We start from the raw sequence: 14,515 nt of genomic DNA, 5'->3' as shown, positions 1-14,515 counted from the left end.
AGAGGATGAAGGGAATGTCAGGCTACGGAAAATGGGTGGCAGGAAAAAAGACGAAGTGGATTACTCTTCTCGTATGGATAGTGCTTGTAGGTGCACTTACCCTGTTATGGCCTGCAGTGAATTCTCAGGTTGCTAATAATGCGCCTAACCTCCCAGATGATTCACAATCGGTACAGGCAGCAGCTATTGCAGAGCAAGAATTCCCTAGTGGAAGTGGAGTGCCTGCGCTGCTCGTATGGCATAGAGAAGGTGGGCTTTCACAAGATGATTTAGTACATATCACTGCTGTGTACAAGAAGTTGGAGCAGCAACCATTGCCCCATCAGAATTTTGTTCCCCCATTAGGACAACTGCCGCCACAGGCATTACAAGCCTCGTTATCTGAGGATCTTAGTACGCTGGTAACCCCGGTGCTTTTTGATAAAACAGCAGATAGTGATCAGCTTGGCGAAGCTGTGACAGAAATGAAGAAGATCATAAACACAGAGACGGGTGGAGACCCCTCCGCGGCTAAGGTGGATGGAAAAGACCTGAGTTTACGTGTTACGGGTCCAGTGGGCATCTCCATAGATGCTTCAGGCCTGTTTCAGAACGCAGACGTTTCCTTGTTAATTGCTACGGTTATGCTTGTGCTGGTGTTCTTATTGGTGATTTATCGTTCACCGATCTTGGCTTTTATTCCACTTATTGCGGTTGGATTCGCTTATGGTGTAACTAGTCCGATTCTTGGAAAAATGGCGCAAGAAGGCTGGATCACAGTGGATTCACAGGCTGTCTCGATTATGACTGTTTTGCTATTCGGAGCTGGTACGGACTATTGCCTGTTCCTGATCTCACGGTTCCGGCAGTTGTTGAAGGTAGAAGAGAGTAAGAGTCGTGCGCTTCTTCGCTCCATTACCGAATCTTCAGGCGCCATTGCTATGAGTGGCTTCACCGTCGTGCTCGCGCTGTTTGCGTTATTGCTGGCTAAGTATGGAGCTTATCATCGTTTTGCCATTCCATTTAGCGTATCTATCTTCATCATGGGAATTGCCAGTCTAACCCTCGTACCAGCACTGCTGGCAATCTTCGGACGGACCTCGTTCTTCCCATTCATTCCGCGCACACCGCAAATGGAGGTAGAACGGGCTAAGGCTAAAGGCAAACCTATTCCGGAACCCAAAGTTTCCCGTAAAAAAGGAATTGGCGGTTTGGTAGTAACCCGGCCTTGGGCTATCGTAGGTGTGACCGTTATCGGACTGGGGATTTTGGCTTCATTCTCCAGTGGCATCAAATTTACGTATGATATCCTATCCTCTTTTCCTAAAAATATGGAGTCCCGCGAAGGTTTCGACCTTATTGGCAAACAGTTCTCTCCCGGAGAATTAGCTCCAGCGAAGCTGATTATTGATACCCAAGGAAAAGCGAGCGGAGAGGATTTAAAGGTCATTCTTGGCGGACTCACCTATGTGGACACGGTTTCCGATCCGCAGCAGGGGGCAGTAAACAAAGATATTGTTGGTTTTGATATTGAATTTAAAAGCAATCCATATTCACTAGAAGCGATGGGTCATATTCCTACCCTTCTTGCTACCGCAGAGCAGGCATTAATCGATGTAGACGTTGCGAACCCTGCGGATCACGTGTGGGTAAGCGGACAGACGGCAACACAGCACGACACTAAAGAGATTGGAGATCGGGATACCGATCTGATCATACCCGTGGTCATCGGAATGATCACCGTACTGTTGTTGATATATCTGCGTTCAATAGTGGCCACCATCTATCTGGTCGGCACTGTTATTCTCTCCTTCTTCTCAGCGCTTGGCTTAGGCTGGATTATCATTCACTATGTGATGGGAGCAGATGCTATTCAGGGAGCGATCCCACTGTATTCCTTTGTTTTCTTGGTGGCACTTGGAGAAGACTACAACATCTTCATGATCTCGAATATCTGGAAAAAGCGTAAAACCATGCCGCTTAAGCAGGCTATCGCGGAAGGAGTGAATGAGACCAGCTCGGTAATTACCTCTGCCGGCCTCATTCTGGCAGGTACATTTGCTGTATTGGCAAGCTTGCCGATTCAGGTGCTTGTGCAGTTCGGTATCATCACCGCTCTTGGTGTTCTGCTGGATACCTTCGTGGTTCGGCCGTTCCTTGTACCAGCTATTACAACGCTCTTTGGCCGTTGGTCGTTCTGGCCGGGTAAACATCAAGAGGTGGAGACCCCTCAGCCAGATGTAAGTAAATAATGAGTTTATAAACAAACAGGGATGTCTCAGAGCCATATTGGCTCCGGACATCCCTGTTTGTTTTAGGCTTGGGCACAGGACATCGCTGGATAATAGCGCTGCTTGTACCAACTAACTTAATTGTATCTATTAGGCTAATCAATCAGTCTGCTTGACGATAGTTATTCTAAGTATTCACTGTGCTAATTAGTATCTAGAAGCGATAACTGTGTTAATTAGCGGCTGATTGTCTTAGCCAAGAGGTAAAAGACAATTAGCTTGCTCCATCAGTTAACCAAAAGGTAATAGTCAATTAGCGCGCTGCATTGGTTAGCCCAGTGGTAGAAGAGAAATAGTCCGCTGCATTGGTTAGCCAAGTGGTAGAAGACAATTAGCTGGCTGTAACGGTTAACCGAGTGGTAGAAGACAATTAGCTGACTGCATCAGTTAGCCAAGAGGTAAAAGACAATTAGCTAACTGTACTTATCGGGCAACTATCCCGTACACACTGCTGGTTCCATCAAGCTACGGCTCTGTTTGGGGGTCCAAATACTTAGTTACCGGGCGTGCGGCTGATCATTAGTTCATATTTATCGATGGAAGCACCCAGGATTGCGTCATTACCACCAGCACCACGGTGCGACTGACGGAAGGACTCGCTGGAGGTCCAGCCTTTGAATGCATCCTCATTCTCCCATACGGTGCAGATTTTTAGTTCCTCGACACCTTCCTTGGCATTTCCACGCCAAACCTCCATACGTACAAACCCTGGCATATCCTGCACACCATTATTTCCTCCGAAACGTTGAGCAATAGCTTCGCCGTGGCCTTCTTTTACTTTAATAGTATTAGTTACTACCAGCATGATAGATAAACCTCCGATCAGAAAGTTAGTATATTTTTCAGGACATTGTGAATCGAAATAGTATAACATGGGAACCTCGAAAATTAGCCAATATCTCAAGGTAACATCGTGATTATCAACTAACAAAATAAAAGACCATCCCACAAGACACAAGAGTGCGGGCGTTTAATTGCACTTTGTACACTTAAATTATCCGTAACACCAGAAACGATCGAATAAGTGTATTCTCTGCAACTAATTTATGCGAATCTGGTGAATCGCCGAGATTAGCCTTCTTTTAACTGTATAGAGTGCAATTAAAGTATGATTTCTCCTCTAATTGCGCTGAATAGATGTACAAAGTGCAACTATTATCTATTTAAACGTTAAGTATTGTGCAAACTCAGGTACCTGCGAAAAATCAAAGTGTCTACTGCAAGTAAAGTGGCTATAGCAAGTTAAAGTAACTACTGCACGTTAAAGTAACTACCGCAAGTAAAGTGCCACCTCAACCGTAATGTTACTCTAAGCCAAAGTGCCAACCCAACTCCAAAGTTTTTACTCAAAACCACACCACCATTACAGCTAGCACCTAATTCCAGTCCCAGTTCCCTAATAAAGCCCCCAAATGAAGTTGCATTGCAGAATGTGCAACAGAATAGCCTGAATGTTATCTGAATAAGGCAGTCTGTTGCATTCTGTACAATAGAATCAAGCCCAAATCGCCTAAAAGGAGGGGAGCCACTAAACTGATTGCACCACGTGCACGTGCAATCACCCAAGGCTTCACCCTCGTCTAGAGCGATTCTATTGCACAAAGTGCAATCACCCCGGATCACCCGGCTCCCCCCGCGTCCAGCGCGATTTTATTGCGGATTGGTGGTCCATAGTCCTGCTGTTTTTAGGAAGACGCGATCCGGCAGCTTCAAAGCTGTCAGTGCCAATTCAGCAACATCTTCAGGTTGCATCATGCGGTCTTCGTCACCGATTTTAAGTCCAGCATTGGAAGCTAGGCCAGTGTTGACGGTGCTTGGAGTCAAGGCTACGACGCGAATATTGTGTTTGCGCACTTCTTGTGCGAGGGCTTCGGTCATGCCCATGAGAGCGAACTTGGACGCGCAATAAGCAGAGCCTGTCGCGAAACCGCGTTCTCCGGCTGTGGATGAAATATTGATGATATTTCCGCCATTTTTCTCAATCATCGCAGGAAGTGCTGCACGGGTTACGTAATAAGTACCGTAGAGATTAACTTGGATGTGGCGCTCCCAGTCTGCAGGGTCCATTTCTACTAAAGTGCCGAATTTTGCGATCCCGGCATTGTTGATTAATGCATCAAATGCTCCAAGCTCATTTTGCAGGGAAGCAACAGCACGTTCAGCTTCTTCGCGTATGGCGATATCGGCCACGGCAATGCTGACTTTAACGTCATATACTTCCGTTAAGGCTGATTTTAACGCTTCGAGATCACCTGAAGTTCTGGAGATCAGGCCTAAATTAGCACCTTCCTTAGCCAGTGCCATAGCCAAGGCTTTTCCGATCCCTTTGCCTGCACCAGTAATTACAACACTCTTTCCTCTCAAATCCATCTCTATCGTCACTCTCCTTCAAACTTTTTTGAAGCAGCTGCTTCATTCAAGTCTTATTATACCTGAATGCTATAGGGCAATTACAATCGCCCCTTAGAAAAGGGACTGTAAATTTTCATGAAGCCGAACTGCCTTTTCATGAAAAGTATTATTCATGGAGTTTCGTCAGCGGTACCGACGCAGGGCCCTCTAAAACTTCGCCATCGTAGGAGAAGCGGGAACCATGGCAAGGGCAATCCCAAGAGCGATCCCCGTTGTTCCATTCGCATTCACAGCCCATATGGGTGCAGGTTCTATCCACCAGATGAAGTTTACCTTCTGGATCCTTATAAGCTCCCACACGTTTGCCATCATGGAACACAACGGCTCCTTCGTCAGCTTCTAAATCAGTGGTCTTTTTATGGACGATTTCCACTTTGCCCGCCACGAGCTCTTTTGCCACATTGGCATTTTGCACGATGAAGTTTTTTAGGCTGGTGCCAGCTTTGAAGCGGGACGGATCGTACAATTCGGTATATGGATTATCTTTGCGCTGAATCTGATCCGAGATGATCTGTGCGGCCAGCGTACCGCTTGTCATGCCCCATTTTCCAAAACCTGTGGCGATATAAATTTCTTCGTTGTCTGAAATCTTGCCGATGTAGGGCACCCTGTCTAAGGTGATTAAATCCTGTGCTGCCCAGCGGTAAGGGATTGTTTTGATGCCGAGCAGATTTCCTGCGAAAAGCTCCAAATTCTCATAATGTCCTATCGTACAGATGCCTTGGCCTGTCTTATGATTGTCTCCCCCGACAATGACCAGATTCCTGCCTTCCCACTCTACTGCACGCAGAGAACGGGTGGGTTCGCTTGCGCTTAGATACATTCCACCCTCAAAATCCGTTTCAGGCTGGATCGCCAGACAGTAGGAACGTTCAGCATGCAGCCGCGAGAAATATAATGCTCCTCCATCGTAAAAGGGGAAATGAGAAGCTGAAACAGCGTAGCGGCAGGTAATCCGATACTCGTCCTTTTCAGTAAAAAGCGTAAGCTTATCGTTCTTCTCCACCTTATCCGCCATCATCGTATGCTCATAGATTACGCCACCTTTATCCTGAATGACCTTCAGTAGCCCCTTTAGATATTGCAGCGGGTGAAAGCGGGCTTGTCCTGGTAATTTAATGGCGCCACTGGCCATCAGAGGGATAGAGACGTTATCTAGCCACTCTCCGGGCAGCCCCAATTGTTCATAGGCTTTATACTCTTCCTCCAGCTGTTTAAGCGACTTATGATCTTCAGCATCTGCGTACAGAAAAGCTGCCTCCTGTTTCATGCCGCAGGATACTTCAAGCTCATCAGCCGTATTCTGGATCCAATTCATAGCCTCGCTGTTCGAGCGATAATAGAGCCGGGCTTGCTCCTGCCCAAAATGCTTTATCAAATGATGATAGATTAACCCGTGCTGTGCTGAGATTTTTGCACTGGTAAAACCCGTTGTGCCACTTAGAATTTCCCCGGCTTCCAAGAGCGTGACTTTGTAGCCTGCTTTGCTGAGGAGATAGGCTGTTGTAATGCCTGTAATTCCACCGCCTACCACTGCGACATCTGTAGAGATATCTTCAGCCAGCTTTGGAAAAGCCGGTAAATCCGTGGTATCTCTCCATAATGATTCCGGAAATTGTGGAAGACTTTGCGTTATCTTACGGTTTGGGTCCATCTATTATCCCTCCATCTTTACAATATTCATCTCATTTATTACCACAGTCCTGTGAAAAGAAACTTCCCATTCCATCGTGCTGTGCATGAATTCAGAGAAACAGTGCCAAAATAAGGTGGGAACCGGGACGTAAAGGATAAAGAGGAGGGATGATGTTCCATGTCAGATCAACAGGATAAGGACAATATTTCTCTGGAATGGATCAAAGATCAGCTGAACGGGTTCGCGGATTTAATCGATAAGACGATCGTTACCTCATTTGGGCAGGTCGACCTACTTTATATCAAAAGCGTTGCGGATTCGCAGATCCTCAGCCGAAATGTAATTGCACCGTTCTATGAGATGGAGAATATCAACGCTTATCAAAATTACATTTTGACGTATCCAGGCAGTGAAGAGGCGACTACAAAGGATAAGGCGATTGAGCTTTTGCTTAGCGGATATATTCTTCTGGGCTTGAAGGATACGTTCTGTTTCTTTGATGCTATGAATACGGAGATCAGCGGGGTTAATGAAACATCTGCAGAAAGCATTTCTCAGGGGCCTTCAGATGCACTAACTGAGGATATTGCAGTGAATATGAACATGATTCGTCGGCGGTATCAATCCACCAATCTCAAAATGGAGACGATGGTCATCGGCGATGTCTCCAAAACAAAGATAGCTATTTTATACGATGACACTCGTGTTGACCATAACGTTTTAAAAGAATTAAGGGAGAAAATGGGGACGTTAAAGGTTGATATTTTGCAAGCTACCGGAGAACTTGAGAAGTTTATTAGCAGTGATAAATTAAGAATACTCCCCAAGTCCATTATCACCGAAAGACCGGACAGGGTTGTGTTTAATTTGTCTGAAGGAAAAGTAGCGATAATGCTGGATACTACGGGTTATGCGATAGTGTTGCCGTCTATTTTTAATGATTTTTTCACATCCATGGATGATAAAATACAATTTCCTATCGTGGGACGTTTTCTGAAGCTGTTGCGGATTATCGGTGTAGGCATGACACTTTGGCTGCCTGCATTCTATGTAACCCTCACCTCGTATAATCCAGAAATTATTCGGGTGCAGATTGCACTGCTTATTTCGGGTAGTCGTGCAACAGTACCTTATCCATCTTTTGTGGAAGTACTTTTAATGCTCATGATGATGGAGTTTCTGACTGAGGCGAGTTTACGGCTCCCCAAGGCGATTGGTCCAACGGCTACAACTGTAGGAGGTCTGATCTTGGGGCAAGCGGCGACGGCAGCAGGGCTAGTAGGGAATATCATGATTATATTGGTCTCTGCGGTTGCGATATCCAATTTTTTAATTCCGCTGAATATGATGAGCTTGTCGATACGCGTGCTGAAATATATTTTCCTTTTTGCCGCAGCTTTTTTAGGGTTGATTGGTGTAGTGGTCTGTGTAGTGGGCTTTGCCATGTATTTATGCAATCAGCGCAGCTTTGGACAACCCTATTTCCGATTGTTTTTTCTAGATAACCTGGGCAAGAAGAAGGGCGGGGGGCATTGATGGCCAAAAGCCGTTATTTCTACTGTCTTTTTCTGATGAACAGCTTGATCAACATCATTAATTTTGTTCCAAGGGAACTAATAGACAGACGTTTTGGTGGTGCTTTGATGTCCATACTAATCGGAACGATCTTGGGCACTTTGTTTGTCTATATATTTACTGTTCTGATTGCTAAATTCCCCGGCAAGGGGTTTCCGGAAATATTTCACTCTTTGCTTCCTAAGAAGTTAGCCAGAACCTTACTGGTCCTTTTTGCCGGCTTATGGTGTGTGGCCGGGGGAGTTACATTGCTTTCTTTTGTAGATATCACGCTGCGGTTTATCAGCCCGGATTCGAATCCTTATACGGTTGTGATCAGTTTTTTAGTCTTGGTCTGCATCTGCTGTCGCTTCGATTCTCTATCACTCTTGTATGGGCTTGAAATCATTCTCAGCGTAACTTTACCGTTAATTATTTATGGCCTCGTAAAAGCGTTGCTCAATCCGGACTTCAATTGGGATTCTGTTCTGCAGATTACTACATATTTCTGGCATAAGCCGGACCTAATGAGCCTTGCGGCGGCTACCTTTTCGTTCAGTGGTTACTTAAATCTGGCCATATTTAATCGGGTATTTCATGGGCTGAAGCTGAAACATGTCTGGATTTTAGGGGTGGAGGGTCTTTTCGTATTGCTCTTGACTTTTTTAGTTCCCATCGGCTATTTCGGAACCGTTGCTATTGATAGGCATGTATATACATGGTTCTCGACGGCTGACAGTATTCGGATGGAATCCTTTATTATTGAACGGATGCTGTTTATTTTTTATTTTGCCTATTTGAGTTTATCTCTGGTGAGTGTAATCGTTCATTGGCATGGAGGTTTAGAGCTTTTTAAAGGTGCCCTTTCATCTGCAAAAAAACAGTCCCAAAAAACAGAAAGCTGGAAAGAGTGGGGCATCCTAGGCTTGTTTAGCGTGATGGTTCTGTCCTTAATGGGGCTGGATCAATATCAACTTAATATGTTTGGTGCCTGGTTTCTGCAAATTCGCTGGTTTGGTGAGATGTTCATCATCGCTCTACTGTTTTATTGTTATCGCAAAGTTAGGAGGGGGAAGCTATGAGAAGAGTACTTGCTGGAATTGGGATTACCTTACTCCTGCTTCTCCCCGGTTGTGACTTCAAGGAAATTGATTTGCGGATTTTTGTGCTAGCGATCGGCGTTGATGAAGGTACAGAAGAAGGGGATTTTAAGATTAGCTTGAAGCTTGCTATCCCTCAGGGGGATGTCACCAAGATTGATGAGAAGATGCAGATCTTGACGGAGGAGTCTCCAAGCATTTCGGAAGCCCTCCGTAGAATGAAATCCAGAGTGGAAAAGGAGCTTGATTACTCCCATTGTAAATCAATTATTTTGGGGGAAGGGGTTGCCCATAAAGATATTCTCCATGTTATGGACTGGGCTGTGCGACGTAGAGATATCCAGCTTATTGTCAATTTTGCAATAGGGCGTCCGGAAGCACTTCAAGTGCTGAAGGTAAGACCCGAATCGGAGCGGATTCCATCGAATTCTCTTATTCTGGCTATGAGTGGACAAGGCACGGAGTCTCCATTTATTTCTAGTGTGTATTCCTTTCAGCTGATGAGAAATATCTTTGAGGAGGGGATTGATCCAATCCTGCCGATTATCGAGGCTAAAGGGGATAAGGAGTTTTTAATTGATAAAATTGCTCTGCTGAATAACGAGAAAATCAAAATGGTTCTTACGCCCAACGAAACCCGGCTATATAATCTGTTATCACGCCCGAATCTGCGAACCAACTTACCCGCCCATTCCGAAGGCATTATGTATCAATACTACACAGAGAGATCATCTTCAGACTACAAAATCCTGACTCCAGAGCATGGGAAAGCTACTATTCGTTATCGTATTAAGATAAAAGGTATTCTCGAAGAGAGCAGTAGCCCCGATTTGGTGACACATCACATGTTGAAGAAGATCCAGGAAGCCGGGGAAAAGGAATTGGAAGCGGATATCTTAGCATTGCTGACCAAAATTCAAGCCAGTGGCCTAGATCCCTTTGGTTGGGGGCTGCATTATGGAGCAAGGCATTTTAATAACGATACGGAAATGAAAGTGTGGAAGGGGCTCTATTCAGATCTTAAATTTGAGATTAAAGCAGACGTGAATATTAAATATTCAGGGATGATCAAGTAGCTGGGAAAGTAAGGTGTGGATAAAAATGGGATTGACGTTCCCATTCACAAGATTTATACTTGATCTAAAAATAAGTTAGAGGATGATAGTAATGAAAAGTCTAAATTTGACCTCCCAACGTCAAGCCGTTTACGATATCGTCCTTAATTCACATGACCATCCTACTGCTGCGGAAGTAATGAATCGGCTAGTAGAGCAGGGACATAGCTTAGCATACGGTACGGTATATAACTCTCTGCGTTATCTTTCAGATAAACAAATGATTCGTGAGCTTAAGCTTGGTGAAGCTGCCAGCAGATATGACGCACGTATGGATGATCACCAGCATATCATTTGTGAGGTTTGTGGAGCAGTGGATGAGGTTATGAATCAAGTTCCGCGTGAATGGATGAATACAGTGGCCAAGGATACCGGTTATACCATTGGTCATGCTCATGTAGTATTCGGGGGCGTCTGCCCAAACTGTAAGAACAAAAAGAATAATTAGGATAGAGGTGCCGGAGCCTGTGCTGCGGTAATAATATGTATATCCGGAGAGACCGCTTTCATTGAGGCGGCCTTTTTTGTTGCATTTATATGACAATTCTCAAAAAAAATGAGAAAAACAAAGAAAGATAGGAGGAAAATCGGTTCCTAAAACAGATTTTAAATTATATATTAAGTCTGGTAAATGTATCCTTGCCTAAGACTCAGATGAGAGAGAGATGATGACGTCTATGAAAAAAAATGCGGGTATGACTATCCGTACCAAGTTAATTCTTACATACCTAATAATACTGCTGCTGCCCAGTATTATAATAGGCTGGCGAACCTATCAAGCTGCCAGCCAGGAAGTGGAAGATCAACTGGTGAACAATGCTACCGAAAGTGTGTTGGCCGTAAATGAAATCATTAACTCTAATATTCAATCCAAAATAGATGCGATTTCTTATTTTGCCGCGGAGTTTTCATCTGAGGGGACTTCCTCTGCTGTAAAAGCCAGACTGAAGGAATATGTGGCGCTGCATCCGGATGTACTGGACATTTATGTGGGTACAAGCAATGGCAAGGCTATTCATGCTTTAGATGCTAAGCTGCCAGAGGGTTATGATCCAAGGCAGGAAAGCGCCTATATTAATTCTCTGAAGCAAGGAAAAGGGGCTGTGATTTCTCCAGCTTTTCAAACCGTAAATAAAGAAACCGCGATTGCGATATCAACGGTTCTTAAGGGCGGTGATGGGGTGATCACAATGAATCTCAACCTGTCTACTTTAGGGGAGCTGACCTCAATTAAGGTGGGCAAGGAAGGTTATATCCTCATCGTTGATAACAGCAAGAAGTTTCTAGTTCATCCTACAGAGGCTATCGGGCAGGAATCGTCAGATGATTTTGTAAAGAAAATGTTCGAGAAAGAACAAGGGGTCTTCGATTATGTCTTCAAGGATACGTCCAAAAAGATGACCTTTATGGTCAATGAACTGACGGGTTGGAGAATCGGAGGTACGATCAGCATTGATGAGGTTAACTCAGCAACTAGTGGAATTCGCGATACAGCTCTGCTTGTTATTGTAGTTTCCGTTCTGCTTGCGCTGGTTGTGATCTATTTTAATATTCAATCGATTTTGAGACCGCTTTTCCGGCTGCGGAAAGCAACTGCGGTGATAGCCAAAGGTGATCTGTCGGAAGACATGGGTGTTTTCCGTAAAGATGAAATAGGGCTGCTGGCAGAGAATTTTCAATTAATGGTGATCAGCTTGCGCGAGATGATCATTGGCGTGCAGGAGATGACAAGCAATGTATCCTCCTCAGCGGAAGAACTGACGGCTAGTGCGGATCAGACTGCCCAAACGATTGAGCAGGTGACCATAGCGATTCAGGACGTAGCGGCAGGGACGGAGCGACAGGTGGTTAGTGTACGAAAAGGAATGGAGAGCACTGCCGCTACAGCTAGTGAGGTCGAGCAGATTTCCACATATATGGAGCAAGTATCCACAATGATGGACAAGACTTCACTCTCAGCATCAGAAGGTAATGATTCGGTTATCAGCGTGGTGGACAAAATCAATGGTATCCATGAAACGGTCGGAGAGCTGGGCAGTGTAATTGACAAGCTGAATGAAAGAACCAGTCAAATTGAGGGCATTGTTGGTGTCATCACCGGGATTGCCCGCCAGACCAACCTGCTGGCCCTCAATGCTTCCATTGAGGCAGCCAGAGCCGGGGAACAAGGGCGTGGATTTGCGGTGGTTGCTGCCGAGGTGCGTAAGCTGGCAGAGGAATCAGAGAGATCCGCACATTTGATTGCCGAACAGATTACCGCTATTAATAGTGAAATGCTGCTGGTAACTCATACGATGGAAGACACCAGACAGCGCGTATCCGAAGGTATTGAGGCTGTGGATACTTCCGGACGTTCTTTCTCTCGTATCCGAAGAGCAGTAAAGAGTGCCGCGGAGAAGATTGAAGCCATGGGTGGGGTTGTGCAGACTTTATTGGTGGAATCTAATGATATGGAGAAGGCTATTGGGGAAATTCGCGGCATATCGGAAGAGGCGGCTGTGAATACGGAAACTATCGCAACTGCCGCACAAGAGCAGCTTGCTTCTGTAGAGGAGATGGCATCCTCGTCTACCGACCTTAGCCGTCTTGCAGAAGAACTGCAGAAGCTGGCGAGCCGCTTTAAGATAAACGCTTCTGGTAATAAGAATGATTTCTGATAGGAGAACCGTGCTTTTTATCTTCCCTTTTGAACTCCTTTGCAAGTATACTGATAAACAATAATGTTGGGTTAGGCAATGGAGAGAGGAGAGATAATAGGAAATGGCAGAGCAATTAAAAGGGTTCACTGTCGCCTTGGCGGGTCCACGCAAATCGGAAGAAATGGCCAAGCTGGTTCAGAATATGGGGGGAACGGCAGTATGCCGACCTGCTCAAGGGACTGTATTTCTAGATGATGAGGCATTGCAGGAAGGTTTGAATGCATGGATCAATCAGCCTCCTTACTTGGCGATCCTGACTACAGGGATGGGACTTGATGCTCTCTTCGATATGGCTGAGCGAATGGGGATCGAAGAACGTTTCTTAGAAGTACTTTCTGGTTCTATTATTGCCGCACGGGGTTATAAGACAGTGAATGCTTTGAAAAAAAGAGGACTTACGCCGGAGGTTCGTGACGACGACGGAAGTACAATCGGATTGATTCGTGGGCTTCAATCCCTGAATTTGCAGGGGAAAGAAGTCGTTCTTCAGCTGCACGGCGATCCAGCTCCTCATATGCTTGCATGGCTGCAGGAGGCTGGGGCTACTACCCGCCAAGTGCTGCCGTATCGCCATACCCCACCTGAGCCGGGCGAACTGGAAAGATTGCTTCTAGAAATCATATCAGGCAAAATTGATGCCGTGGCTTTTACGAGTGCACCACAGTTTCGTTTCCTCTGTCAATTTGCCCGGGAACAGGGAAAGCTGGAAGAAATGCTGAAGTCTTTTGAGGATAAAGTGCTTGCTGTTTCTGTAGGGCGGATTACCTCTGAGGCGCTTAAAGAAGAGGGCGTACAGCGTATCATTATGCCTGAGCATGAACGGATGGGAAGCATGATTGTAGAGCTAGGCAAATATGTGGCGGCGAATCGCTAAGTCACAAGTTGCGTCAGCTTTACACGAATGACGTTATCACACAGAAGCATTCCCGCCTGTTATCATGGCCGGGGATGCTTTTTTACCCGGAAAAATAAGCCCAAAGAGCAATATACCTGCCATCTGCATGGACATTCGCGGCAGTTTTCCTTAGAATATAGGCAACATGTGACGAATAATAACAACGAATAAGGAGGAGGATCCCATGGACAAGAGAAAATGTCTATTACTTGGTGATTACACCCATCCCCGGTTTCATCCACTTCAAGGAGTGGACCAACAAATTAGTGAGATCTTAAATGATTTATTAACCGTGCAATGTTCAGAAAATAAAAAATTAATGCGCATTGAGCATTTAGCAAGTTATGACCTATGTATTGCTTACAATGAATTGTGGAACGAAACAGTCTCCCCTCAACAAACGGCTGGTTTGCTCAGCTATGTAAGTGGAGGAGGCGGACTCATTGTTCTTCATACGGGAGCTTCGCTGACGAAACGTAACGAGCTTGCACAGCTAATCGGGGGTCGATTTAACGGACACACAGCTTACGAACCCCTGAACTTCAAAGTGCTAGAGCATGACATCACCGAAGGTGTGGAAGATTTCCAATTGGATGAGGAGCCCTATCATTTTGAATTTGACCCGTTCACAGAACGGACTATTCTGCTTCAATATGAATCTGAGGGGCAATGGATTCCAGCTGCATGGTGCCATAGCTATGGTTTAGGACGAGTAGTATTCCTTATGCCTGGTCATCATGAACCTTCCTTCCGTCATCCGGCACTACGTAAACTAATTCTACAGGCGGCTACTTGGGCTGCCCGTATTCCGGTCACTAACTAAGCAATGTTGTG

11 protein-coding genes are annotated in these 14,515 nt (G+C 45.4%); 8 read left to right on the top strand and 3 right to left on the bottom strand.

The genetic code is table 11. The features are described from left to right. Nucleotides 1-5: 5 nt before the first annotated feature. Nucleotides 6-2,231 (top strand): MMPL family transporter, encoded by a 2,226-nt coding sequence (locus tag NSQ55_RS28675; RefSeq protein WP_076182011.1) that lies wholly within the window; start codon nt 6-8, stop codon nt 2,229-2,231. A 532-nt stretch (nt 2,232-2,763) separates the two neighbouring features. On the opposite strand, the gene NSQ55_RS28670 is transcribed toward NSQ55_RS28675, so the two are convergent. From NSQ55_RS28670 to NSQ55_RS28660, 3 genes are all read right to left on the bottom strand, one after another. Further along, complete coding sequence (locus NSQ55_RS28670) at nt 2,764-3,075, bottom strand: antibiotic biosynthesis monooxygenase (protein WP_076201979.1); 312 nt, start codon at nt 3,073-3,075, stop codon at nt 2,764-2,766. An 845-nt stretch (nt 3,076-3,920) separates the two neighbouring features. Further along, a complete protein-coding gene (locus tag NSQ55_RS28665) occupies nt 3,921-4,640 on the bottom strand; it encodes a 3-ketoacyl-ACP reductase (RefSeq protein WP_339170304.1) in 720 nt (239 codons plus the stop codon). A 148-nt stretch (nt 4,641-4,788) separates the two neighbouring features. Beyond that, nucleotides 4,789-6,336: an FAD-dependent oxidoreductase gene (locus NSQ55_RS28660; protein WP_339170301.1), complete on the bottom strand. Its 1,548-nt coding sequence runs from the start codon at nt 6,334-6,336 to the stop codon at nt 4,789-4,791. A gap of 159 nt (nt 6,337-6,495) precedes the next feature. Between NSQ55_RS28660 and NSQ55_RS28655 the strand changes: the two genes are divergently transcribed. The 7 genes from NSQ55_RS28655 (at nt 6,496) to NSQ55_RS28625 (ending at nt 14,504) form a co-directional block, all read left to right on the top strand. Beyond that, the gene (locus NSQ55_RS28655; protein ID WP_339170298.1) at nt 6,496-7,854 is read left to right on the top strand and encodes a spore germination protein; all 1,359 of its coding nucleotides are present in this window, start codon (nt 6,496-6,498) and stop codon (nt 7,852-7,854) included. Beyond that, nucleotides 7,854-8,954, top strand: coding sequence for a GerAB/ArcD/ProY family transporter (locus NSQ55_RS28650; protein ID WP_339170296.1), 1,101 nt, complete (start codon nt 7,854-7,856; stop codon nt 8,952-8,954). The genes NSQ55_RS28655 and NSQ55_RS28650 overlap by 1 nt, the downstream gene beginning before the upstream one ends. Beyond that, on the top strand, nt 8,951-10,048 hold the full coding sequence (locus NSQ55_RS28645) for a Ger(x)C family spore germination protein (RefSeq protein ID WP_339170294.1): 1,098 nt from the start codon (nt 8,951-8,953) through the stop codon (nt 10,046-10,048). Before NSQ55_RS28650 ends, NSQ55_RS28645 begins: the two co-directional genes overlap by 4 nt. A gap of 91 nt (nt 10,049-10,139) precedes the next feature. Further along, entirely contained in the window at nt 10,140-10,535 is a 396-nt protein-coding gene (locus NSQ55_RS28640; RefSeq protein ID WP_076123979.1) for a transcriptional repressor, read from the top strand. 229 nt (nt 10,536-10,764) lie between these two features. Beyond that, nucleotides 10,765-12,744 carry a methyl-accepting chemotaxis protein gene (locus tag NSQ55_RS28635; RefSeq protein ID WP_339170291.1) on the top strand — a complete coding sequence of 660 codons (1,980 nt, stop codon included), beginning with the start codon at nt 10,765-10,767 and terminating at the stop codon, nt 12,742-12,744. A 103-nt stretch (nt 12,745-12,847) separates the two neighbouring features. After that, nucleotides 12,848-13,660: a uroporphyrinogen-III synthase gene (locus NSQ55_RS28630; protein ID WP_339170288.1), complete on the top strand. Its 813-nt coding sequence runs from the start codon at nt 12,848-12,850 to the stop codon at nt 13,658-13,660. 205 nt (nt 13,661-13,865) lie between these two features. Continuing rightward, nucleotides 13,866-14,504, top strand: a complete 639-nt coding sequence (locus NSQ55_RS28625) for a ThuA domain-containing protein (protein WP_076123974.1) — start codon at nt 13,866-13,868, stop codon at nt 14,502-14,504. The last annotated feature ends 11 nt before the right edge of the window (nt 14,505-14,515 follow it).

Origin of the sequence: Paenibacillus sp. FSL H7-0943 (genome assembly GCF_037963265.1) — a bacterium.
In the GTDB taxonomy this organism is placed as follows: Bacteria; Bacillota; Bacilli; order Paenibacillales; family Paenibacillaceae; genus Paenibacillus_AQ; species Paenibacillus_AQ odorifer.
The sequence above is the reverse complement of the archived record's forward strand: the minus strand, read 5'-3'. Positions and strand labels throughout refer to the sequence as shown.

Excerpts from the sequence above, each read along its gene's own strand:
- NSQ55_RS28625 (WP_076123974.1), top strand. The coding sequence starts at position 13,866 with ATGGACAAGAGAAAATGTCTATTACTTGGTGATTACACCCATCCCCGG.
- NSQ55_RS28650 (WP_339170296.1), top strand. The coding sequence starts at position 7,854 with ATGGCCAAAAGCCGTTATTTCTACTGTCTTTTTCTGATGAACAGCTTG.
- NSQ55_RS28660 (WP_339170301.1), bottom strand. The coding sequence starts at position 6,336 with ATGGACCCAAACCGTAAGATAACGCAAAGTCTTCCACAATTTCCGGAA.
- NSQ55_RS28675 (WP_076182011.1), top strand. The coding sequence starts at position 6 with ATGAAGGGAATGTCAGGCTACGGAAAATGGGTGGCAGGAAAAAAGACG.
- NSQ55_RS28640 (WP_076123979.1), top strand. The coding sequence starts at position 10,140 with ATGAAAAGTCTAAATTTGACCTCCCAACGTCAAGCCGTTTACGATATC.
- NSQ55_RS28645 (WP_339170294.1), top strand. The coding sequence starts at position 8,951 with ATGAGAAGAGTACTTGCTGGAATTGGGATTACCTTACTCCTGCTTCTC.
- NSQ55_RS28635 (WP_339170291.1), top strand. The coding sequence starts at position 10,765 with ATGAAAAAAAATGCGGGTATGACTATCCGTACCAAGTTAATTCTTACA.
- NSQ55_RS28670 (WP_076201979.1), bottom strand. The coding sequence starts at position 3,075 with ATGCTGGTAGTAACTAATACTATTAAAGTAAAAGAAGGCCACGGCGAA.
- NSQ55_RS28630 (WP_339170288.1), top strand. The coding sequence starts at position 12,848 with ATGGCAGAGCAATTAAAAGGGTTCACTGTCGCCTTGGCGGGTCCACGC.
- NSQ55_RS28665 (WP_339170304.1), bottom strand. The coding sequence starts at position 4,640 with ATGGATTTGAGAGGAAAGAGTGTTGTAATTACTGGTGCAGGCAAAGGG.
- NSQ55_RS28655 (WP_339170298.1), top strand. The coding sequence starts at position 6,496 with ATGTCAGATCAACAGGATAAGGACAATATTTCTCTGGAATGGATCAAA.